Annotated in this window: 20 protein-coding genes and 3 rRNA genes; 10 read left to right on the top strand and 13 right to left on the bottom strand. The window is 41.0% G+C overall.

The annotated features are described in order from the left end of the window. Positions 1 to 50: 50 nt before the first annotated feature. The 5 genes from LT090_RS00220 (at position 51) to LT090_RS00200 (ending at position 3,090) form a co-directional block, all read left to right on the top strand. The gene (locus LT090_RS00220; RefSeq protein WP_068546279.1) at positions 51 to 773 is read left to right on the top strand and encodes a DUF1538 domain-containing protein; all 723 of its coding nucleotides are present in this window, start codon (positions 51 to 53) and stop codon (positions 771 to 773) included. Then, positions 773 to 1,546 (top strand): DUF1538 domain-containing protein, encoded by a 774-nt coding sequence (locus tag LT090_RS00215; protein WP_068546280.1) that lies wholly within the window; start codon positions 773 to 775, stop codon positions 1,544 to 1,546. Before LT090_RS00220 ends, LT090_RS00215 begins: the two co-directional genes overlap by 1 nt. Then, positions 1,546 to 1,896, top strand: a complete 351-nt coding sequence (locus LT090_RS00210) for a P-II family nitrogen regulator (protein ID WP_068546281.1) — start codon at positions 1,546 to 1,548, stop codon at positions 1,894 to 1,896. The genes LT090_RS00215 and LT090_RS00210 overlap by 1 nt, the downstream gene beginning before the upstream one ends. Continuing rightward, positions 1,893 to 2,297 (top strand): CBS domain-containing protein, encoded by a 405-nt coding sequence (locus LT090_RS00205; RefSeq protein WP_068546282.1) that lies wholly within the window; start codon positions 1,893 to 1,895, stop codon positions 2,295 to 2,297. The genes LT090_RS00210 and LT090_RS00205 overlap by 4 nt, the downstream gene beginning before the upstream one ends. A gap of 154 nt (positions 2,298 to 2,451) precedes the next feature. After that, the gene (locus tag LT090_RS00200) at positions 2,452 to 3,090 is read left to right on the top strand and encodes a peroxiredoxin family protein (RefSeq protein WP_068546283.1); all 639 of its coding nucleotides are present in this window, start codon (positions 2,452 to 2,454) and stop codon (positions 3,088 to 3,090) included. Positions 3,091 to 3,171: 81 nt separating this feature from the next. Here the strand turns inward: LT090_RS00200 and deoA are convergent, their stop codons facing one another. Then, complete coding sequence (gene deoA / locus LT090_RS00195; protein ID WP_068546284.1) at positions 3,172 to 4,494, bottom strand: thymidine phosphorylase; 1,323 nt, start codon at positions 4,492 to 4,494, stop codon at positions 3,172 to 3,174. A 10-nt stretch (positions 4,495 to 4,504) separates the two neighbouring features. Beyond that, on the bottom strand, positions 4,505 to 4,909 hold the full coding sequence (locus LT090_RS00190; RefSeq protein WP_068546285.1) for a cytidine deaminase: 405 nt from the start codon (positions 4,907 to 4,909) through the stop codon (positions 4,505 to 4,507). Positions 4,910 to 5,145: 236 nt separating this feature from the next. Between LT090_RS00190 and LT090_RS00185 the strand changes: the two genes are divergently transcribed. After that, a complete protein-coding gene (locus LT090_RS00185) occupies positions 5,146 to 6,039 on the top strand; it encodes a porin family protein (protein ID WP_068546286.1) in 894 nt (297 codons plus the stop codon). Positions 6,040 to 6,094: 55 nt separating this feature from the next. Here the strand turns inward: LT090_RS00185 and LT090_RS00180 are convergent, their stop codons facing one another. Next, positions 6,095 to 6,985 (bottom strand): spermidine synthase, encoded by an 891-nt coding sequence (locus LT090_RS00180; protein ID WP_082897147.1) that lies wholly within the window; start codon positions 6,983 to 6,985, stop codon positions 6,095 to 6,097. Continuing rightward, positions 6,960 to 7,595, bottom strand: coding sequence for a fused MFS/spermidine synthase (locus LT090_RS00175; RefSeq protein WP_082897149.1), 636 nt, complete (start codon positions 7,593 to 7,595; stop codon positions 6,960 to 6,962). Before LT090_RS00175 ends, LT090_RS00180 begins: the two co-directional genes overlap by 26 nt. A 293-nt stretch (positions 7,596 to 7,888) precedes the next feature. Between LT090_RS00175 and LT090_RS00170 the strand changes: the two genes are divergently transcribed. Then, a complete protein-coding gene (locus LT090_RS00170; protein ID WP_068546287.1) occupies positions 7,889 to 8,464 on the top strand; it encodes a PH domain-containing protein in 576 nt (191 codons plus the stop codon). Further along, positions 8,457 to 10,136, top strand: a complete 1,680-nt coding sequence (locus tag LT090_RS00165; protein WP_162272299.1) for a PH domain-containing protein — start codon at positions 8,457 to 8,459, stop codon at positions 10,134 to 10,136. The genes LT090_RS00170 and LT090_RS00165 overlap by 8 nt, the downstream gene beginning before the upstream one ends. Before the next feature lie 144 nt (positions 10,137 to 10,280). Here the strand turns inward: LT090_RS00165 and LT090_RS00160 are convergent, their stop codons facing one another. From LT090_RS00160 to LT090_RS00145, 4 genes are all read right to left on the bottom strand, one after another. After that, on the bottom strand, positions 10,281 to 10,637 hold the full coding sequence (locus LT090_RS00160) for a DUF4212 domain-containing protein (RefSeq protein ID WP_068546288.1): 357 nt from the start codon (positions 10,635 to 10,637) through the stop codon (positions 10,281 to 10,283). 451 nt (positions 10,638 to 11,088) lie between these two features. Next, positions 11,089 to 11,203: ribosomal RNA gene (gene rrf, locus LT090_RS00155) — 5S ribosomal RNA — on the bottom strand. Between the two features lie 220 nt (positions 11,204 to 11,423). Then, a 23S ribosomal RNA gene (locus LT090_RS00150) occupies positions 11,424 to 14,315 on the bottom strand. 470 nt (positions 14,316 to 14,785) lie between these two features. Then, positions 14,786 to 16,326, bottom strand: a 16S ribosomal RNA gene (locus tag LT090_RS00145). The 16S, 23S and 5S rRNA genes sit together here, the layout of an rRNA operon. Before the next feature lie 710 nt (positions 16,327 to 17,036). Here LT090_RS00145 and LT090_RS00140 point away from each other — a divergent pair. Beyond that, positions 17,037 to 17,582: a gamma carbonic anhydrase family protein gene (locus LT090_RS00140; RefSeq protein WP_068547073.1), complete on the top strand. Its 546-nt coding sequence runs from the start codon at positions 17,037 to 17,039 to the stop codon at positions 17,580 to 17,582. A gap of 53 nt (positions 17,583 to 17,635) precedes the next feature. On the opposite strand, the gene LT090_RS00135 is transcribed toward LT090_RS00140, so the two are convergent. The 3 genes from LT090_RS00135 to LT090_RS00125 form a co-directional block, all read right to left on the bottom strand. Next, positions 17,636 to 17,851 carry a hypothetical protein gene (locus LT090_RS00135; RefSeq protein WP_068547013.1) on the bottom strand — a complete coding sequence of 72 codons (216 nt, stop codon included), beginning with the start codon at positions 17,849 to 17,851 and terminating at the stop codon, positions 17,636 to 17,638. Beyond that, the gene (gene aroE, locus LT090_RS00130) at positions 17,848 to 18,666 is read right to left on the bottom strand and encodes a shikimate dehydrogenase (protein WP_068547014.1); all 819 of its coding nucleotides are present in this window, start codon (positions 18,664 to 18,666) and stop codon (positions 17,848 to 17,850) included. Before aroE ends, LT090_RS00135 begins: the two co-directional genes overlap by 4 nt. A gap of 141 nt (positions 18,667 to 18,807) precedes the next feature. Then, complete coding sequence (locus LT090_RS00125) at positions 18,808 to 19,473, bottom strand: OmpW/AlkL family protein (protein WP_068547015.1); 666 nt, start codon at positions 19,471 to 19,473, stop codon at positions 18,808 to 18,810. Positions 19,474 to 19,583: 110 nt separating this feature from the next. Here LT090_RS00125 and LT090_RS00120 point away from each other — a divergent pair, with 110 nt between their 5' ends. Continuing rightward, complete coding sequence (locus LT090_RS00120) at positions 19,584 to 21,419, top strand: DUF3413 domain-containing protein (RefSeq protein ID WP_068547016.1); 1,836 nt, start codon at positions 19,584 to 19,586, stop codon at positions 21,417 to 21,419. A gap of 78 nt (positions 21,420 to 21,497) precedes the next feature. Here LT090_RS00120 and hemF read toward each other — a convergent pair whose 3' ends face one another. Both hemF and tsaC read right to left on the bottom strand, forming a co-directional pair. Next, positions 21,498 to 22,412: an oxygen-dependent coproporphyrinogen oxidase gene (gene hemF, locus LT090_RS00115; RefSeq protein ID WP_068547017.1), complete on the bottom strand. Its 915-nt coding sequence runs from the start codon at positions 22,410 to 22,412 to the stop codon at positions 21,498 to 21,500. After that, the gene (gene tsaC / locus LT090_RS00110; protein ID WP_068547018.1) at positions 22,409 to 22,984 is read right to left on the bottom strand and encodes an L-threonylcarbamoyladenylate synthase type 1 TsaC; all 576 of its coding nucleotides are present in this window, start codon (positions 22,982 to 22,984) and stop codon (positions 22,409 to 22,411) included. The genes hemF and tsaC overlap by 4 nt, the downstream gene beginning before the upstream one ends. Positions 22,985 to 23,107: the final 123 nt, after the last annotated feature.

Below are 23,107 nucleotides of genomic sequence, written 5' to 3'. Positions count from 1 at the left end.
TAATAACAAATGTAACCTTCTATCAATCACTAACTAGACATTACCGATAAATGAAAGCGTTTTTACAAGCAATGCTCGCAAGTTTTAAAGATCTTTTGCCGATTATTATCGTCATCGCATTCTTTCAACTTGTTGTTTTGCAACAACCATTACCTAATTTTGTAGAGATTATCATTGGCTTACTAATGGTCGTAACCGGTTTAACATTTTTCGTTTTTGGTTTAGAGAAAGCCCTATTTCCCTTAGGCGAAAGTATGGCTGATGCTTTTGCCCGTAAAGGCAGTCTGTTATGGTTAGTTTTATTCGCATTTTTTCTTGGCTTTGGTACGACAATTGCCGAACCGGCACTTATCGCTGTTGCCGCTAAAGCTGGTGATATAGCCGCCAAAGCTGGCGCTATTGTTGATACTGCAGACTCAATTGAACAATATGCATTCGGATTACGTATAACCGTCGCTTTATCCGTTGGTTGCGCCATCATATTGGGTGTCATTCGGATATTAAAAGGTTGGCCGATCCAACGCGTTATTATTATTGGCTATCTATTAGTGGTAGTGATGACCTATTTCGCGCCAAAGGAGATCATTGGTATTGCTTATGACTCTGGTGGTGTAACAACATCGACTATAACCGTTCCATTAGTCACTGCATTAGGGGTTGGATTAGCATCGGCAATCAAAGGACGAAACCCTATGCTCGATGGATTTGGACTTATCGCCTTTGCTTCACTTTTACCAATGATTTTCGTTATGGCTTACGGCATGGTGTACTAATGAATTATCTTATCGAGTTATCCCACACCCTTTTACAAACAGTCATTGATGTCACCCCAATTGTTCTTATTTTGGCGGTATTTCAATATGGAGTGCTGAAAAAACAAGTACCTATGCTCAAAGCGAAAGCAATTGGTTTAGTCTATGTAATTCTCGGTTTATCACTATTTTTACTGGGCTTAGAAAAAGCATTATTCCCACTCGGTGAGTTAATGGCAGAGCAGCTTACCGCCCATGAATTCATTAAAAGTGGCAGCGATGGTGACATCGACTGGATGAGTTACTACTGGGTTTATGCGTTTGCCTTTGCGATAGGTTTTTCAACGACCATTGCTGAGCCATCGTTATTAGCAGTGGCAATAAAGGCGAATCAGGTGTCAGGCGGCGTTATCGGTTTATGGGGCTTAAGAATCGCCGTTGCTTTAGGTGTCGGCTTTGGAATTACTCTAGGGGTATACCGAATTGTGGTTGGCGACCCTATTCATTACTACATCATTGCGGGCTATATTCTTGTGGTTATACAAACCAACTTTGCCCCGAAAATGATAATCCCATTGGCCTATGACTCAGGCGGAGTAACAACATCGACAGTAACTGTGCCATTAGTCGCCGCCTTAGGCTTAGGACTAGCGACAACTATAGAGGGCAGAAGCCCATTAATTGATGGTTTTGGATTGATTGCATTTGCTAGTCTATTTCCAATTATCTCAGTAATGGCCTATGCTCAAATCATTGAATATATTAATAAAAAACAAAATTCTGGAGCACTGTAATGCATTTTAAACTGATTATTGCTTTCGTAAATGATGAAGTCACAGAGAAAGTGCTTGATTCGGCTCGCGAAGCCGGTGCAACGGGGGCAACGGTGATTAATCACGCCCGCGGTGAAGGACTAAATAAAAAGACTACGTTTTTTGGTCTAAATCTCGATATTCAGGTCGATGTCATTTTATTTGTTGTCGAAGAGCATTTATCTCGAAAGATTCTCGAAACCATAGACCACGTCGCAGGTCTTGATAAAAACTCAGGCGCCGGTATGGCAATCCAACTTGACGTTGAAGATGCCATCGGCGTGCAACACCAAATCAGCCAATTAGAACAAGTAATTAAGGGCAAGTTATGAATACCTCACCAATAATCCAGGTTCAACAAGCAATGAACGATAGATTCATTATTTGTGATGGACTCGAAACAGTCGCAGCAGCGATTGAAAAAATCAAAGAAACCGGTGTTAGTACGATTATTGTTGAAAAGCGCAACGATAACGATGAATATGGCGCCGTTTTTTTATCGGATATAGCGAAAAAAGTTATCGCCACCGACAGATCACCTGAACGCGTTAACCTCTATGAAATAATGACTAAGCCGGTATTAAGTGTCTTACCAGATATGGACGTACGTTACTGCGCTCGTTTATTTGAACAATTTGGAATTTCACGTGCTCCTGTGATTAAAGATCACAACATACTTGGCATGATAAGTTACTCAAATATTGCTCTCATTTCAGGAAATAAACAGCCCTAGACGACTTTAATGGGAAAAATAGTTAGCGACGAATTAGTTTTTTAGAATATATAAAACTTTTGCGAAATTATTATTGGCTTTTCAGGTCTATTGTAGAAGTATTACAACTATCAATTGTCTCAACAAATGGGCCAATAAATAATAAGAGAATTTTATGAAAACTGTGCAACTAATTTGCTCTACCATTTTACTATTAATTACCTCGACTGCAGCAGTCGCTGCTAAGCCTATAGCCGAGTCAGCAGAAGTGGTGTCGCCACTGTTACCAGGCCAAAAGGTTCCTAGCGTACAAGCGACCGACTTAAACAATAAGCCTGTTGATTTAGCGCAAATCGTAAACGGTAAACCAACGGTATTATTTTTCTATCGTGGCGGTTGGTGTCCGTTTTGCAACACGCAAATGGGACAACTGCAAGCCATTGAAAAAGACTTAAAAGATTTAGGTTTTCAGCTGATTGGAATTTCTACCGATAACATCGCTGATCTAAATAAAAGCATTAGCGACAGAGAATTAAGCTACCAACTATTATCTGATTACAATAGCCAAGTTAGCCAAGCGTTCGGCTTAGCGTTTTTTACATCGCAAAAAGTGACTGATAGATATTTAGCAAAAATGGATTTAAAGAATCCACTACAAAAAAATGCCGCTGGTGTTGAACGTTTAGTGTTGCCAGCTCCAGCTGTGTATGTAATTGACAGTAAAGGTTTAGTACAGTTTCAATATGTAAACCCGAACTTTAGAACTCGATTAGCTCCTGAGCTATTATTACATGCCGCAAAGCTAGCAAAATAAATTGGTTAGACACTAATTAAAGTCAAAAAAATATTTAGAAAAGGATTTCTAAAATTTATTCTAATGCTAAGTCGCTATAGGTTATTTTTGCTCTACTATTGTCTGATAGATAACCTTCCCTGGGGGAACTTGAGTATCACTAATGGCTACACTTTTGCTATAAATGACCGCAGCTTGCTTCGCCTCTTCAACTGATTTTGCGTGTACCCGAGCCAATACATCACCTTTAGATATTTTACGACCTACATGAATGATATGGTCAAAGCCGACACTATGATCGATTTGCTGACCATTAGCTAAACGCCCTCCACCAAGTCCAACAACAGCCATGCCGATATCACGGGTTTGCATCGCACTAATGTATCCATCTTGCTGAGCGACGACATCTTGAATACAGTTTGCCGTTCGCATGTAGTGATAAGGCTTGCTAAATAGATCACTCGGTCCCCCCATCGCACTGACCATTTTGGCAAATACTTCAGCGGCTTTACCGTTAGTAAGCACGTCATCAATTAAGCGTTGAGCGGCATTAGAGTTGGCCGCAATATTGGCATCAATTAGCATCGCACAGGCAAGGGTTGAAACCACTTGATGTAACCTTGGCTCGCGTGCTTGGCCTGTTAAGTAATCGAGAGTTTCTTTTATTTCTAAGGCATTGCCTGCGCTAAACCCTAAGACTTGATTCATATCGGTGATAATTGCTTGCGTATTCACCCCTGCACCATTAGCGACATTTACGATGCTTTGAGCAAGCGCAGCTGATGCTTCGATATCTTGCATCATAGCGCCATTGCCAACTTTAACATCCATCACCAATGCATTAAGACCGGCCGACAATTTTTTCGACAGTATTGAAGCGGTGATTAAGGGGATAGACTCTACAGTTGAAGTAATATCTCTAATCGAATATAAACGGCCGTCTGCTGGCGCGATATTACTGGTTTGGCCAATGATCGCCATTCCCACTTCATTTACAATTGCCCTAAATTTTTCATTGCTCGGTTCTACATCGAAGCCTTGAATACTTTCCAACTTATCCACTGTGCCGCCAGTATGCCCTAGCCCTCTACCTGAGATCATTGGCACGTAAGCACCATTAGCGGCAACAATAGCGGCGAGCATAAAACTGACCTTATCGCCGACCCCACCGGTAGAGTGTTTATCAACAACAGGTCCATCAAGTTCAGGCCATGATAAAACTTCCCCTGAATGCATCATTTGCAAGGTTAAGGCCACAGTTTCCTCAACGCTCATACCTTGTTGAACAATCGCCATTGCCATCGCGCCAACCTGAGCATCGTTAAAGCTGCCGTCAACCAAGCCATCGACAAAACGCTGCATTTGTTCATTGTCTAATGCATTTCCATCTCGTTTTAAGCGAATAATTTCTTGCGGCAGGATCATAATCAATTACCTATTCTAAATCTTTTGGCGTAAACGCATCGGGAAGTAATTCGGCAACAGACCAGTCGACTCTTTCACCTAGTTGATTAGTTGCTGAGACTATAGCGTTCGGTTCTAAGAATTCTGAAATGACTTGGCGACAAGCACCGCATGGCGGTGTCAATTTGCTAGTTTCAGTATAAATAACGATAGTTCTAAATTTTTGTTCACCTTGAACAATGCCACTAGCTAGACAATTACGTTCAGCACAAACCGTTAATCCATAAGATGCGTTTTCAACATTGCAGCCGGTTATTATCTTATCCTCAAAGGTAAGAGCAGCGGCGCCAACACTAAAGTTACTATACGGCGCATAGGCATTATCATAGGCATGTTTCGCAGCTCTTTGTAGATCATCAAAAAACTTGTCGCTCAAATTAACTCCATTGTTTTTATCGGTCGTAAATCAAGTGTAGCAAAGGAATATGATGTTGCATTTGGCAATCAATCACTGTTTAGAAAATTCGCTTAATCGATTCTTCTATAAATCAATAGCCTAGTCTGTTTTCACAGCATATAATAATCACAATTAGCAATTTATAACTGAACTTACTGTCTACAAATCGAACTCATATTGTAGTTGTTAGCGTTGTAATCGATTTCGGAATATCAATGAAAAAAATTTTAGCCATCCTATTGGTTATATTGGCAAGTACCGCAGCGTATTGGCATTACATTTGGGCGCCTACTCAAAGCATTAAGTCGACCGATAAAGCGGTGGAAAACCGTGAAGACGTAGTGAAAGAGCCGTTTGCAGTGCCAGGCGAGAATACGAAGTCGACGACCCCCGAGAAAACCGCCAATAATAAATCTAAACAGACGCTGAAGATAAATGATAGAACTGTTGATAAAGCGATAAATGAAGCAACCAAAAAACAGATACTTTCTGTGAATGAGATTGTTGATTTTCGTAAAAAACAAAATCAACAAAATGAATTCTTTGGTTCTGTGTATATTCCAGATTTGAGTGAAATCGAAGAGTCAGCAAAATTTGGTGGTAAAGTTAACAACCGCAGAGCAGACAATCGAAGCATTTTTATTCTAAAAAACAAAACCGAAACACAAATACAAATTGAATCTTTACAGTTCAATCCTTACTTTGGTTTAGAGGCAGACTTTGCTGATTTAAATTCCGCCAGGCAAGGGCAAGAATCGGCCTTAAATAAAGTGAGTGAAGTTGACTTTCGCGAAGGTGAAGAATCTGCGGCCTTAATGGTCAATATTGTCGGTCTTATGCCAATCACTGAACGATCATCGTTTTTCGCAACCCTTGGCCTCAATGCTTGGCAAATTGAGGAAGGACAACTAGATGCAACCTTATCAGGTAATAATACTGTGCGTCCAATCGGCAGCTCTGATTCACAACAAGCCGGCGCTGACATGTTTTACGGCATAGGCTTTAAATATGATTATGGAGATTTCACCATCAAGTCTGAAATTCAAATTTATCAGCTTGAGGGTGAAGAAATAGAAGTGTATAGCATAGGCGGTGGTTTCGCTTTCTAATAGATTGCGACTTAATGGGGTTAACAATGAACCCCATTAAGCGATTAATCCGGCGTTATAATAAATTCGCAGGTGAATACTGATCAGTTAACACTCGGTATTTACGAGGCAACTCAGTTTCTTTCATTAAGTAACCTACTGTTTTTTCTAAATCAACATCATATTCTGCAAGTGGCTTTTGCAGCAACTCTACACCTTGACTAAGCAGTTCTGGTTTTACCTCTTCATTCGAGGCGATAATCACTCTATTGCCAGTTTTGCTTTTATTAATGGTATAGAAATCACCAAACACTTCACGATAAGTTGCGCTTTCATAGTGATAAAGCTCACTCGAAGAGAAGGTATTTGCTACTACAATGCCCTGCTCTGTTAACAAACCTTTAGTCTCTTCTAGAAACTCTTTAGTCATTAGGTGTTCAGGGATATATTCACCATTAAATGCATCAAGAATAACGACATCGTATTTATCCTTTCTCATCAACGCTCGCTTGATAAATATCCGCCCATCTTGCATGTAGGTTTTTACGTTGTCCGTTTCTTTAAAATCAAAATAATCCCTGGCTACATCGACCACTGCTTGATCGATTTCTACATTGTCAATTTTGATCTCAGGATACAATTGCAACAAACTATTGCTCAATGTACCGCCGCCCAAGCCAATAATAAGTACGCGCTTAGGTTGTGGGTAAAATATCAATGATGATAAAGCAAACTTGGTGTAGTTAAATACCATCTTGTTCGGATACTTTTTATTGATACAAGATTGACTACTAGTGCGTCGTTTTACCGAAAACTTTAAACAGCGAATATCTCCATCATCTTCAACGAAGATATTGCGATAAAGTGAACGTTGCTCTTTAATTATTTTTGCTTTCGCCTGCGCAGTGCTGCAGAACACAATAGAAATAAGTAATGCTAAATTAGCTATTTTGTTCAAGTATGGCATTACTTTTACCCTCTAATTGGTTAACCATTATTGATGTCATCCCAAGCAAAATTAAGATCAGGCAGAAACTGATAATAATTTGGTTCACTTCAAACCACAGCACAAAGTAGAATGAAGTCGCTAATGTGCCCATAGCTGAGCCTAAGGTTGATACAAAATAAAGTACACCAGCAACTTGACCACTCTCATGTTCACTACGCACTAAAAGGCGCACTGAATATGGCGAAATCATGCCCAAAATTATAGTTGGAATAAAGAACAGTAATGCTGAACCAATTAACGAGCCATAGCGACTATCTTCGATATGGATAAAAACCCACTCGAGAATATCGATACCAAAATACGTTAAAGGTAATAAAGTAGCCCCAGCAAATAAGAAGATAAAACCATAACGTTTAAGCGATGGTGCTAATACTGAAATTCTGCCGCCAATTAAGTAACCAAACGACAGCGCTAACATGAAGACGGTAATAATACTGCCCCAAACATGAACACTTGAGCCAAAGTATGGCGCTAAAATTCGGCCGGCAAGTAACTCGACGCCCATGATGGAAAAGCCACTGGTAAATGCCAGCAAATAAATAAGGTAGTTCTGAAATGTTTTGGTCATAAGTTTTATTATTTTATTGTTGAAGAATCTCATTGGAGTAATGTCGTTGGAATTAACATAGTTAGGGTGGTTAAAATGACTAGGAATAACCAGTGTTAAAAGCAACATCATAGAAATTTACTACACTAGAGTAATTGTATTTCTTAAATTGTATAAAAAATACTAACTTAACCACCCTATAATGTATAGCTTTTAAGTACATGAAAAATTTATATTAACTTACAAAACTTTATTTTACCGATGCGAAATTTCAGGATAAGCTAAAGCTCATCAATCACAATAATAATTAGTATATGACTTCTTCACAGCCGACTATCACCGACACAGCTGGTATTTCTACCTTTTCTAATAAAGCTATTCTCAGTGACGAGCTTCCTGCACTTGAAAACTTAACGTTTGAACCACTATCAATAAAGTACGCGCCAACTCACCGATTAGTACATTTAGTTAGTACCTTAATTATAGTATTAATAATCGCTGCGATGGTTCATCAGCCTTGGCTTGATTTACCCAATGGTTTGGTGATCTTTTTAACCGTCGTTTTGTATGCCTCGGCAACAATAGGATTGTTACTTACCTTATACGTCAACTTTGCCGATCCGTTAAAAAAGTATGTGCTGCGCGAAGAAGACGTAAGCTATCAATCAGGACTATTTTTCCAAAAAACAATCAGTCAACCAATATTGCGTGTACAACATGTTGAGTTAAAGCGAGGTCCGGTGGAAAGAAAGGTTGGACTTGCCACATTGCAGGTGTTTAGTGCCGGTGGTGCGCTTCATACCTTCGAGATTCCTGGCCTTGAATTTGAGTTAGCCGAACACATTCGTCAATTTATTCTTGAACACAAGGATGTTAAGCAGCATGACTAACATTGGTAGCGATGCTGAAAAACAACCTCAGCCTGCACTAACCATAGGCCTAGATGATTCTCCAAGTAACAATACTAACAACGATATCGACGATCTTGGAGGTGACTTTGAAGGTGAGGTTAACGTAGAAGACGAAGTTAAAGAAACTCATCAATGGCAACGAATATCGCCTATAGCATTGGTTTATTTCCTATTAATGTTCTTTAAGAATATCTTTGGCAACATCATATACGTTGCTCCCGCGCTATTGGTGTTTTATCAAAAGCTACAAGAAAATCCAGATGTGGCTTATCCGGCATTGTACGGCGTGATAGGTTTGAGTACGTTATTCTCTTTGCTTAGTTATTACTTTTTCCAATATCGACTTACTGACAAAAAGATTGAAATCAGGTCCGGTGTTTTTCAAAAGAAGTACATCGATTTACCTTTCTCTCGTATACAGAACGTTGAGTTGACCGAACCGTTTTATTATCGACCGTTTTCATATGCCTGTTTACAACTAGACACTGCAGGTACGGCAAAACAAGAGGCTAAGGTTGTCGCTCTTAAAAAGTCTTTTGCCGAAAAACTCAAGGCAGAAATACTTTCGTCCAACTTGTCAGATACAAAACATAACGACGACCACATTGACAGCCTCGATAATGCTCAAGAGATGAACATTAGTGATGAGGAAATAACCTTAGATACTCGAAACCTAGATGATTTGGTGATCCATGGTCTTACTAACAATCGAGTGTGGATTTTCGTTGCTGGTCTTGCCCCGTTTATTGAACCCATTAGTAAAAAAGTTGGACAGTGGTTGATGTTTTTCAACGTTAATCTGGGCCAGTACTTTGAATTCTCGACCATGTCAGTCTGGCAAATCGTTTCAACGTTTATCACTGCATTCTTAATTATCATGATACCAATGGCGATATTTTCGATACTTGGATCAATAATTTCTTTTCATGATTTTAGGTTAAGTCGCAGCGGCGACAAATATATCCGACGTAGTGGTTTATTTACTCGCAATGAAGTTACTATGCGATTATCTCGCTTACAGATGATTGTACGCCAACAGGATTGGTTAGATGTATTGCTTAGACGCATCAATCTTCGATTTGAACAGATCAACTCCGGATTAGAGCATGCACAACCAGGTCAACTAACCAATAAGATAATTGTTCCATCAGTTACTAATAAAGAGTGCCAACATTTAATTAATGATGCTTACCCAGATAATCAAATGCAAACAATTACGTTCAACTCAGTATCGAAGCGTTTGCTATATAGAAACTTGGCTATATTTCTTTTACCGTTTATTGCGATTACTAGCTCAGTATTGATTCATAATGGACAATATGACGGTTTTACAGGGGTAGCGATCATTTCCTGCATTCTGTCAGGTTTGATATTTATGAGATTTAAACGTTGGGGCTACGCCGTTGATGAAAACTTTATTTACGTTCGCAGGGGTTGTTTAGGGGTCGATTATCGTTGTTTCCCAATTCATAAAGTACAACAAACTGAATTTAATCAAAGCTGGTTTTTAGAGCGTAAAGGCTTGTGTTCAGTTAACTTTATTTTGGCAGCAGGCTCAGTAAAGATACCTTATATGCCGCAAAGTATGGGCTATGAAATTATCAATAGAAGTCTATATGAAGTAGAGCATAGTAAGAAAAGTTGGATGTAGTAATTTTAAATCATCATACAGCACAGTATATTTAAACTAAAAGTTATCAATTGATAAATTAAAGCCAATAAAAAAGGACTTACACATTAATGTTAAGTCCTTTTTTTTTACTCATTCTAATAATGAGTTGTTCAAAACTTCGGTTTAAGCAAAATCGCCTTTTGCTTCTCTTGCTAACTTTTGTTTTGTAAGACGAACCGGGCTTTGCTTATCAAAACCATATTTCAATCTTATCTTTTTCATTTTTAGATGATAAACACATACCAAGCCAAAAGTCGCTAACATCGCACCTTCATGAGTTAGCCAATAACCTAACGGCACTCCAAATAATTGATATACATCTAACCATGCCAGTGACACAACACTGCAACCAACAACCATAACTATCCATGCAGATAATAAGCGATAAAAAACTTGTTTGTTTTCTTGCCAATACTGCTCTAGATTTTCGTCAGTTGAGCGATTGGCAATATTTATTTTATTGAGATTATTTCTCGCCATGCTCCCCCCATATTTCTTGTTGAAACATTATGGATTTTCCATAATTAGCTCGATTATCTTGAATATTTATTCTTTATTAGTATTTTTTTATTATTGTTATACTTTTGAGCTAACAACAGATTACTACATATTTGTGCAATTTAGCTAATACTTTTTTATAGGATTTTTATAGTTAGTTATACCGAAACGTTATATTTGTATGATTTATAACACAATAACTGATAACTACGTAGTAGGTCGAGCCAGGCTGGAAAGTAAAAAAGCCCCTAGCGTTAGCTAGGGGCTTTCTTGAATTGGAAGCCTGGCGATGAAGTGCATGGATGCACAAATGCCGGCAAGTTCATGGATGAACGGTTTTGCCGGTGACCTACGTAGTAGGTCGAGCCATTAGACGCACAGTGTTTGAAAACGAAAAAAGCCCGCTCAAATGAGCGGGCTTTTCGAAATAGGAGCCTGGCGATGACCTACTCTCACATGGGAACTCCCACACTACCATCGGCGCAATTGCGTTTCACTTCTGAGTTCGGCATGGGATCAGGTGGGGCCACAATGCTATGGTCGCCAGACAAAAACTTGTTAAACAATTTCGAAAGCTGAATGAGATCCTGAAACAAGTTCAGGAAGTCGATATTAAACGTTTTTCTCAAGTATTCTTTTTAATGCGTGAACTCTCTTTCAAAGAGTGTCAAACAACATACAACATACGACCTCCATGGATGGAGGAAGTGCTAGAAATTGTCTGGAACAATTTCAGTGCATACTCAAACAAAACTGTTTGGGTGTTGTATGGTTAAGCCTCACGGGCAATTAGTATCAGTTAGCTCAATCCCTCACAGGACTTACACACCTGACCTATCAACGTTGTAGTCTCCAACGACCCTTTAGGGGACTTAAAGTCCCAGTGAGAACTCATCTCAAAGCCTGCTTCCCGCTTAGATGCTTTCAGCGGTTATCAGTTCCGAACGTAGCTACCCGGCAATGCCACTGGCGTGACAACCGGAACACCAGGGGTTCGTCCACTCCGGTCCTCTCGTACTAGGAGCAGCCCTCTTCAATTCTCAAACGCCCACGGCAGATAGGGACCGAACTGTCTCACGACGTTCTAAACCCAGCTCGCGTACCACTTTAAATGGCGAACAGCCATACCCTTGGGACCGACTTCAGCCCCAGGATGTGATGAGCCGACATCGAGGTGCCAAACACCGCCGTCGATATGAACTCTTGGGCGGTATCAGCCTGTTATCCCCGGAGTACCTTTTATCCGTTGAGCGATGGCCCTTCCATACAGAACCACCGGATCACTATGACCTACTTTCGTACCTGCTCGACGTGTCTGTCTCGCAGTTAAGCTGGCTTATGCCATTGCACTAACCGTATGATGTCCGACCATACTTAGCCAACCTTCGTGCTCCTCCGTTACTCTTTGGGAGGAGACCGCCCCAGTCAAACTACCCACCAGACAGTGTCCCCAGGCCCGATAAGGGCCCCAGGTTAGAACATCACGCATACAAGGGTGGTATTTCAAGATTGGCTCCACCACATCTAGCGACGCGGTTTCAAAGCCTCCCACCTATCCTACACATGTAGGAGCAATGTTCACTGTCAAGCTATAGTAAAGGTTCACGGGGTCTTTCCGTCTAGCCGCGGGTATACGGCATCTTAACCGCAAATTCAATTTCACTGAGTCTCGGGTGGAGACAGTGTGGCCATGATTACGCCATTCGTGCAGGTCGGAACTTACCCGACAAGGAATTTCGCTACCTTAGGACCGTTATAGTTACGGCCGCCGTTTACCGGGGCTTCGATCATGAGCTTCGCAGAAGCTAACCCAATCAATTAACCTTCCGGCACCGGGCAGGCGTCACACCGTATACGTCATCTTTCGATTTTGCACAGTGCTGTGTTTTTAATAAACAGTTCCAGCCACCTGGTTACTTCGACTCTCCTGTGCTTACTCCGCAAGGGATTCACACTAGAGAGCGTACCTTCTCCCGAAGTTACGGTACTATTTTGCCTAGTTCCTTCACCCGAGTTCTCTCAAGCGCCTTAGTATTCTCTACCTAACCACCTGTGTCGGTTTGGGGTACGGTTCCTATATATCTGATGCTTAGAAGCTTTTCCTGGAAGTAAGGCATCAACAACTTCAACTCCGTAGAGTCTCGTCTCGTATCTCAGTGTTAACAGCGTCCCGGATTTACCTAAGACACCCACCTACATACTTTCACATGGACAACCAACGCCATGCTTGCTTAGCCTGCTCCGTCCCTCCTTCGCAATATATAGAAGTACAGAAATATTAATCTGTTTCCCATCGACTACGCGTTTCCGCCTCGCCTTAGGGGCCGACTTACCCTGCCCTGATTAACATGGGACAGGAAACCTTGGTCTTTCGGCGGGGGAGTTTTTCACTCCCCTTATCGTTACTCATGTCAGCATTCGCACTTCTGATACCTCCAGCAAGCTTTACAACTCACCTTCAACGGCTTACAGAACGCTCCCCTACCACTCTTACTAATGTAAGAATCCGCAGCTTCGGTGCATAGTTTAGCCCCGTTACATCTTCCGCGCAGACCGACTCGACTAGTGAGCTATTACGCTTTCTTTAAAGGGTGGCTGCTTCTAAGCCAACCTCCTAGCTGTCTATGCCTTTCCACATCGTTTCCCACTTAACTATGACTTTGGGACCTTAGCTGGCGGTCTGGGTTGTTTCCCTTTCCACTATGGACGTTAGCACCCATAGTGTGTCTCCCGGATAGTACTCATTGGTATTCGGAGTTTGCAAAGGGTTGGTAAGTCGGGATGACCCCCTAGCCTTAACAGTGCTCTACCCCCAATGGTATTCGTCCGAGGCTCTACCTAAATAGATTTCGGGGAGAACCAGCTATCTCCCGGCTTGATTAGCCTTTCACTCCGACCCACAAGTCATCACCGCATTTTTCAACATACGTGTGTTCGGTCCTCCAGTTGATGTTACTCAACCTTCAACCTGCCCATGGGTAGATCGCCGGGTTTCGGGTCTATGCCCTGCAACTAAACGCGCAGTTAACACTCGCTTTCGCTACGGCTCCCCTAATCGGTTAACCTTGCTACAGAACATAAGTCGCTGACCCATTATACAAAAGGTACGCAGGCACCGGACTAAATCCGGCTTCCACTGCTTGTACGTATGCGGTTTCAGGTTCTATTTCACTCCCCTCACAGGGGTTCTTTTCGCCTTTCCCTCACGGTACTGGTTCACTATCGGTCAGTTAGGAGTATTTAGCCTTGGAGGATGGTCCCCCCATATTCAGTCAAGATTTCTCGTGTCCCGACCTACTCGATTTCATGGTAAGTTTATTTTCGTGTACGGGGCTATCACCCTGTATCGCTGTCCTTTCCAGAACATTCCACTAACTTACAAACCACTTAAGGGCTAATTCGCGTTCGCTCGCCGCTACTAACGAAATCTCGGTTGATTTCTTTTCCTCGGGGTACTTAGATGTTTCAGTTCTCCCGGTTCGCCTCATAACGCTATGTATTCACGTTACGATACCCGCCTTACGACGGGTGGGTTTCCCCATTCAGAAATCGAAGACTATAACGGTTTTTATCACCTTGTCTTCGCTTATCGCAGATTAACACGTCTTTCATCGCCTCTAACTGCCAAGGCATCCACCACATACGCTTAGTCACTTAACCATACAACCCCAACCAGTCTTTCAACCTGAGTGACTTGGTGACAAAACCAAATCTAAATGTACGTCTGACATTTTCACGCATTCAATAAGAATGAGATAACTTATCAACAAGTTATCTATCTCAAGCATTGCTGCTTGAGCCTTGAGTAAGAACAACTAACATAACGACTATGTTAGTTATAATTTCGACAATCTAATGATTGTCTAAATGTGTTTCTGTAAAACAGAAACTCATTGGTTGATAATTCGCATGCGTTTATGACTGGTGATCATAAACACGAATTATCGGGTTTAATATCAGCTTTCCAAATTGTTAAAGATCTAATCAACGCTCACATTCGGCGATGATTTTGGTAAAAAACCAAATTTAAAAAATCCTAGAGGATACTTTAAATTTGGTTTCTATCCTTTATTAATTGTTATCAGTGCAATTTGTGTGAACACTCAACGAAGTTGAGAAATTACTTAAGGTAAGGAGGTGATCCAACCCCAGGTTCCCCTAGGGTTACCTTGTTACGACTTCACCCCAGTCATGAATCACAAAGTGGTAACCGTCCCCCCGAAGGTTAGACTAGCTACTTCTTTTGCAACCCACTCCCATGGTGTGACGGGCGGTGTGTACAAGGCCCGGGAACGTATTCACCGTGGCATTCTGATCCACGATTACTAGCGATTCCGACTTCATGGAGTCGAGTTGCAGACTCCAATCCGGACTACGACAGACTTTCTGGGATTCGCTCCACCTCGCGGTCTCGCTGCCCTCTGTATCTGCCATTGTAGCACGTGTGTAGCCCATCCCGTAAGGGCCATGATGACTTGACGTCGTCCCCACCTTCCTCCGGTTTATCACCGGCAGTCTCCTTAGAGTTCCCGACACTACTCGCTGGCAAATAAGGATAGGGGTTGCGCTCGTTGCGGGACTTAACCCAACATTTCACAACACGAGCTGACGACAGCCATGCAGCACCTGTCTCAGAGTTCCCGAAGGCACTAATCTATCTCTAGAAAATTCTCTGGATGTCAAGGGATGGTAAGGTTCTTCGCGTTGCATCGAATTAAACCACATGCTCCACCGCTTGTGCGGGCCCCCGTCAATTCATTTGAGTTTTAACCTTGCGGCCGTACTCCCCAGGCGGTCAACTTAGCGCGTTAGCTACGCTACCCACAGATCAAGTCTACAGACAGCTAGTTGACATCGTTTACGGCGTGGACTACCAGGGTATCTAATCCTGTTTGCTCCCCACGCTTTCGTGCCTCAGCGTCAGTATCTGTCCAGGTGGCCGCCTTCGCCACTGATGTTCCTTCCAATCTCTACGCATTTCACCGCTACACTGGAAATTCCACCACCCTCTACAGTACTCTAGATAGCCAGTTCGAAATGCAGTTCCAAGGTTGAGCCCTGGGCTTTCACATCTCGCTTAACAATCCGCCTACGCACGCTTTACGCCCAGTAATTCCGATTAACGCTCGCACCCTCCGTATTACCGCGGCTGCTGGCACGGAGTTAGCCGGTGCTTCTTCTGTCGCTAACGTCACAGATGCAGAGTATTAATCTACACCCTTTCCTCACGACTGAAAGTGCTTTACAACCCGAAGGCCTTCTTCACACACGCGGCATGGCTGCATCAGGGTTTCCCCCATTGTGCAATATTCCCCACTGCTGCCTCCCGTAGGAGTCTGGGCCGTGTCTCAGTCCCAGTGTGGCTGATCATCCTCTCAAACCAGCTAGAGATCGTCGCCTAGGTAAGCCATTACCTTACCTACTAGCTAATCTCACTTGGGCTAATCTAAAGGCGAAAGGTCCGAAGAGCCCCTCCTTTGGTCCGTAGACATTATGCGGTATTAGCAGTCGTTTCCAACTGTTGTCCCCCACCTAAAGGCATATTCCCAAGCATTACTCACCCGTCCGCCGCTCGTCATCTTCTAGCAAGCTAGAAATGTTACCGCTCGACTTGCATGTGTTAAGCCTGCCGCCAGCGTTCAATCTGAGCCATGATCAAACTCTTCAATTAAAAAGTGTAATGTGAACCAACAAGTGGTTCGGCTCAATGAATTCTGTACTCTTATTTCCGAAGAAATAAGTTTCAAATAAAACGTACTTATCTAATGTTATAAAAACATCGTTTAAGTATGTATATTTGTGTAGTCATTCACTGAGTAAGTTTTGAATCCGAAGATTCTGGTAAAATCTACATCAACGTGAATGTCCACACAAATTGCATGATAACTAATTGTTAAAGAGCTCTCTTTCGAGAAAGTGATAATCGCATTCGTTATTCACTTGTTGCTTCGCAGGCCTTGCCCCGAAGCGGATGCGCATTGTACGTCATCCAGTTTTGATGTCAACGACTTTTTTCAAGAGTTTTAAAAAAAGTTTTCTTCACCGTTTTGCTATCAATATCGATAACCAAACTTGTCAAAACACTGTCTTGGGATGTCCCGAAGAAGTGGATGCGCATTTTAGGGATTTTTAAGATAAGGTCAACTGTTTTTTTGAATTAATTTAAAAAACTAGTTTGTTCGTCTATATTCTGTACAGATCGCTATATAATTGGCCTTTTTATTAATATAAAGATCAATTTTGTTAAAATATTGTTCACAAAGTTTATAATGGCCGACTAAATATTTTGATGGAAAAAATCTTTTAAAGTAAAGGTAAAATAGTAAGTAGATTAGTAATAACTTGCTATTATCAATATAAATTAATTAAGAGACGCGAATGATGACAAATTCAAAATTACGAAGCTACCGAGGAATAACACCTAAACTTGGAGAAAATGTTTATATAGACAACTCAAGTGTTGTTATCGGCGATATCACTATCGCGGACGACGTTAGTATCTGGCCGTTGGTTGTCGTTCGTGGTGATGTAAATTCAATATCCATAGGCCGGTGCTCTAATGTTCAAGATGGCAGCGTACTGCATGTCACTCGAAAAACTGAACGTAATCCAGATGGTTTTCCTCTAGTCATTGGCGAACAAGTGACTATAGGACATAAAGTAATGTTGCACGGCTGCACCTTAGGGAATCGAATTTTGGTTGGCATGGGCGCAATAGTAATGGATGGAGCAGTAGTTGGTGACGATATTATCATCGGTGCCGGTTCACTAGTTGCACCAAATAAAGTCCTAGACGCCGGTTATTTATATGTAGGTAACCCGGCCACTAAGAAAAGACCTTTAACTGAAGACGAACTTCACTTTTTGAAAGCAACAAATGCAAATTACGTTAGATTAAAAGACGAGTATTTATTAGAGCAAAACTAATATTAGAACAGTCCTAAATTCAAATTAGCTCTGCGGCAACCTGATTAAACAAGCTACAGCCAGATTTCGTTTTTGTCATCTGGCTCATCTTCTTCAAGAAATTCTTCTACCATTTCTTCTAAATCAAATTTAAGCGAATCAGTTAAGGTTTGGTTTTGATGTTTTATATAGATAGTAACTCGCTCGGCGTTTAACATCCCAGTAAATCGCCAACAACTATCTTGCTTTATATATTCAAAATCATCGTTAATTAAAATGGCTTGGTTCATGACTTATCCAACATCTCTCGCAATGCCAACAATACCGGTTTTGGATCCGGTCTCACCCCTCGCCATTGATAAAAGCTTTCAGCGGCTTGGCCAACCAACATTCCCAATCCGTCAATGACTTTACTGGCATTATTATCTGCACACCACACTAAAAACGGTGTTAATTCTTTACCATAAACCATGTCATAACAAACTGTAGAAGGCGATATGGCGCTAACGCTAAGCGGAGGTAATTTTGCGGACAAGCTAGCCGAGGTAGCATTAATGATTACATCTACGTTTATATTTGCTGTTTGCTCGAATGAAATCGCAGATAGACGTTCATCGTTAAAATGAGATATTAGCTGTTTGGCTTTTTCTAATGTTCGATTGACGATAATTAGTTGCTGTGGGTTTTGCTCTAAAAGTGGTTGAATAACGCCTCTTGCCGCCCCGCCAGCACCCATTAATAATATGCTTTTACCGGTTAAGGTGATGTTATTGTCAATTAGATCATTAACTAAACCAACGCCATCGGTATTATCGCCGAAAATTATGTTGTTGCTAAAAGACAATGTATTTACCGCGCCGGCTGCTTTTGCACGAACACTAAGTTCATCACTCAGTTGCATTGCTTGTTCTTTAAAAGGCGCAGTAACATTAGCGCCCTTTCCGCCATTAGCAATAAACCTATGTACCTCGTCAGTAAACTCATTCTCGGTAGAACAACGTTTATCGTATTCAATGTTCTGCTGACATTGTTGTGCAAACATTTGATGAATAAATGGCGATTTAGATTGGGCTATTGGATTGCCGTAAACAAGGTAGCTGTCCATGGTGTTTTACTAATTAGGTGGTTTTACTAGAGATTAACCAAAACAATGGTTAAATAAAAGAACATCTGCTTATAAGTTAAAATAAAAAATGCCACCGACGAAATCGCAAGTGGCATTATTATATGTGCGTTAAGTCCGATGTTAGAACTTATAACCTAGCATTAAACTAAATACCATTGGGTCAACATCTACATCTGCCGTACCTTTAATAGAATCTGCTACTAAGAAATTAGCTTCTGTACCAATATCAATATAACGAGCCGATGCGTTTACGTGCCATTTATCATTAAGTTGGTAATCGGCACCTACTTGCAAAGCAAAACCGAAAGAACCATCTAATTCTAAATCACTGAATCCTGCTTCTTCGAAACCAGATTGAAATTCTTCGTCAAAGAAAACTGTGTAGTTAAGACCGGCACCCACATATGGCTTAAATTTTGAGCCGGTATTAAAGTAATAGATTGCACTTACTGTTGGTGGTAAATGAGTTACTTCTGCTAACGTCGTTTCTTCATTACCCGCATGAAGTTGTACATCATGAGTAAAAGGCGTTGCCGCTAATACTTCAACAGCCCAATTGCGATCAAAAAAGTAAACAAAATTTAAACCTAACTGGGTATTGTCATCAACACTTACTTCTAAACCAGAATTAGTGCCATCTAAATAAACGCCAGCTTTACCATCGTCAGGTGCAACCATAGTGGCACCGCCACGAACAACAAAGTCACCTTCTTGGTATGACGCTGCGATTGCCGCATTGCTTGCTAGAAGAGACACTAATGCTAAACTTATTAAATTCTTTTTCATGGCCGTTGCCTTATATATATTCATAATGTTAAAAACTGTGATAAATTGTAACGAGCTAGAAAATGAATATTTTGATTTAAAACAAATAACTGATAACTATTAAAACGAAAATGCTTATTAATCCTAATTATAAATACAACAAGAGCTGGCTTAACCGATACTTAATCGTAAACTTGCTAATTGCACTGATAATTTCCCTACGTTATTTCGGCCCACACCCATACCCACAAGATACAATTTCATTTCTTTTTATTGTTAGCTACGGCATCGCACAACTGGGTTTATTAGCGTTACTATTGTTAGTTGGTTTAAGAATTTTTGCTCGATTGATTAAAGTAGGATGGGTGTTTCGATCAATAGCAATTACCTTGATAGCGTTGGCGTTATCGTTGCTACTCGCTGACACATTTGTTTATCAACAATATCGTTTTCATTTCAACACCATTGTATTTGAATTGATGATCGAGGGTGGTACTGAAATATTTAGTTTTTCGTGGCAGCTTTGGGCGATGATTATCAGCATAATCTTAGCGTTTTTTGCGACTCAAATATTTATCAGTGAATACATCCGATTTAAATATAAAGAAAAGTTTTACTCACTCAAACCTATGGTCAAGATCTGGTTTGTACTTTTACTCTGTGGTCACGGTATCCATACCTGGGCTGACGCAATGTTTAAAAAGCAAATCACTCAACAAGCGAGATATTTACCGCTTTCTTTTCCGCTGACCGCAAAAAGCTTAATGGCAAAATTTGGTGTGGTAAACATCGAAGCGCAAAAACAACAAGCGCTGTTAAAGCAAAAGAAAGTTAAGTCGTCAATTAACTATCCACTGCAAGCATTGCAATGCAGCGCTGCTGAACAACAGAAAAATGTGATGATCATCGTTTTTGATTCCTGGCGCGCCGATATGATGGATAAGGATTTAACGCCAAATATCTATAATCTTGCTGAAAACTCTACTCGTTTTGACCAGCATTTTAGTGGTAGTAACAATACTCGCCACGGCATGTTCAGTTTGTTTTATGGTATTCCCGGTCATTACTGGCAGACCATACTCGATCAACAACGCAGTCCGGTAATGATGGAAGTGTTAAAACAGCAAGAATATCAAATGGGTATTTTTTCAAGTGCGAAATTAACGAGTCCTGAATTTGATCAAACAATATTTGCCAGTGTTGACGGTTTAAGAACCCACTCTGTTGGCGACAAGCCTTATGAACGTGACATAGACCTGACAAAAGACTTTATTAATTGGCATCAACAAAAGTCGAATGACAAACCATTTTTCTCATTTATGTTATTTGATGCGGCCCATGGTTTTTCTATTCCAGACGATTTTGAACGCAAATATAAGCCATCTTTAGATGATATAAATTATATGGCGCTGAATAACGATTATGACGCTACACCGTTTTTAAACCTTTACCGAAATGCAATTTACTTTATGGACCAGCAAGTAGCGAAAGTCATTGCACAGCTTGGTGATGAAATTAACAATACCATCATCATCATTACCGGTGATCACGGCAAAGAGTTCAACGATAGCGGCAAAAATTATTGGGGCCATAACAGTAACTACTCAACCTACCAAACACAGGTGCCGATGATTATTCATTGGCCAGAACAAGAAAAAGCAATGTATCAAGGCGAAACCAGCCATTACGATATACCGCCAACAATTATGTCTGCAGCGCTAGGTTGTAACAATGACACAGCTGACTATAGCTCAGGTCAATCTTTGTTTGAAAAGCAAAAACACGATTGGATTTTATTAGGTCGCGATGGCTACTACGCAATAAAAGAAGCAGATCGTTTAAATGAATTAGATCGCGTTGGCAATTTCACCATTTACGATAATCAATACCAAGAGCAAAGCGATGCAAAATTAAGAATGCCTGTTATTTTAAATGCCATGGAAGAACTTCGCCGTTTTAATAATTAAGGGCTATCGATAAATCATTAATCAAAAAAATCCCGCTTAGAGCGGGATTTTTTGTTGTCTATTTATTGGATAGCAAAGTTACACGTTTAACCAGTTTTGCGGTTTTAGATACTCACTATAAAGCAGTGCTTCGGCACTGTTTTCTTCCGGCTGATAGTTATACTCCCATCTAGCCAGCGGTGGCATCGACATCAATATTGACTCAGTACGACCACCTGATTGCAAACCAAATAATGTGCCGCGATCGAACACTAGATTAAACTCAACATAACGTCCTCGACGGTACAATTGAAATTGACGTTGATGGTCATTGTAAGGTGTATCTTTGCGCTTATTAATGATTGGTACATAAGCATCAATAAAGCCTTGTCCTACTGCTTTGATGTAATTTAAACAGGTATCGAAATCCCAATGGTTTAAGTCGTCAAAGAATAAACCGCCAACACCACGAGTTTCATCGCGATGTTTAAGATAAAAGTACTCGTCACACCATTGCTTATGTTGCTGATAAATATCATCACCGAACGGGGCACACAAATCAGCGGCTGTTTGGTGCCAATGAACGACATCTTCTTTCACTGGGTAAAAAGGGGTTAGATCAAAACCACCGCCAAACCACCATACTGGTGCTTCGCCCTCTTTCTCGGCAATAAAAAATCGAACATTAGCATGAGATGTTGGAATATGTGGGTTCTTCGGGTGAATAACTAAAGACACACCACACGCTTGCCACGTTCGACCCGCTAGCTCCGGTCGATGTGCGGTCGCTGACGGTGGCAATTTATCGCCACTCACAGTAGAAAAATTAACGCCACCTTGTTCAATCACTGAGCCGTCAGTTAATACTCGAGTTCGACCACCGCCGCCTTCTTGGCGCTGCCAATTGTCTTCAATAAATTTTCCGCTGCCATCGGCAGTCTCTAAGGCATCACAAATTCGGTCTTGTAGAGACTTTAAAAAATCTACGACTTGGTCAAAGTTAATTTGGCTCATTGGCGGTACACTTCTCCTGATAGAGCATCAATAATGGTCGATGGTTGGGTAAAACCTAAGGTGTCACCTTTAATAATGAAGTCAACTCTGTCGCCTAAGTCATGTTCAACCTGTTGCCAGGTTAACGCTGGTGGTTGACCGCTTAAGTTAGCGCTAGTAGAAACAATAGGTTTATTTAACGCATTACATAAGGCGACAACATCAGGTTGGCTGGTAACGCGCACTGCTAGGGTGGAAAATTTACCGGTTAAAAATGAAGCCGTAGTGTTTTGTGCTGGCATTACTTGTGTCACACCAGCTGGCCAGTCTGATAAAAGAGCTGAACGTTTATGTTCAGACAATTGTGCATCATCAATATAAGCTAATAGTTGAGCATAGCTGCTTGCCAATAAAATCAAACCTTTGTCTACCGAACGTTGTTTGAGGGTCAACAGCTTTTCAACTGCATTTTGATTGTTAGGATCACAGCCTAAACCAAAGACGGCTTCGGTTGGATAAGCAATAATACCGCCGGCCAAATAAGCCTGTTTAGCTTGTTCTAATTGATGTTGAGTTAAACTGCTTTGCTTCATAAAACGTGCTTCGTAAAACGAGTTAAGATCTAAAAACGGCCATTATAACGCTTTTATATAATGACCGCATTTATTTGTTTGCAGCAACTTGTTTACTCAATTTTAGCTTGAGTAAATCACCTT

It is taken from the genome of Thalassotalea crassostreae (assembly GCF_001831495.1).
Lineage (GTDB): Bacteria > Pseudomonadota > Gammaproteobacteria > Enterobacterales > Alteromonadaceae > Thalassotalea_A > Thalassotalea_A crassostreae.
Note: the sequence above shows the minus strand (reverse complement) of the source record. Positions and strands in the feature narration are given on the sequence as shown.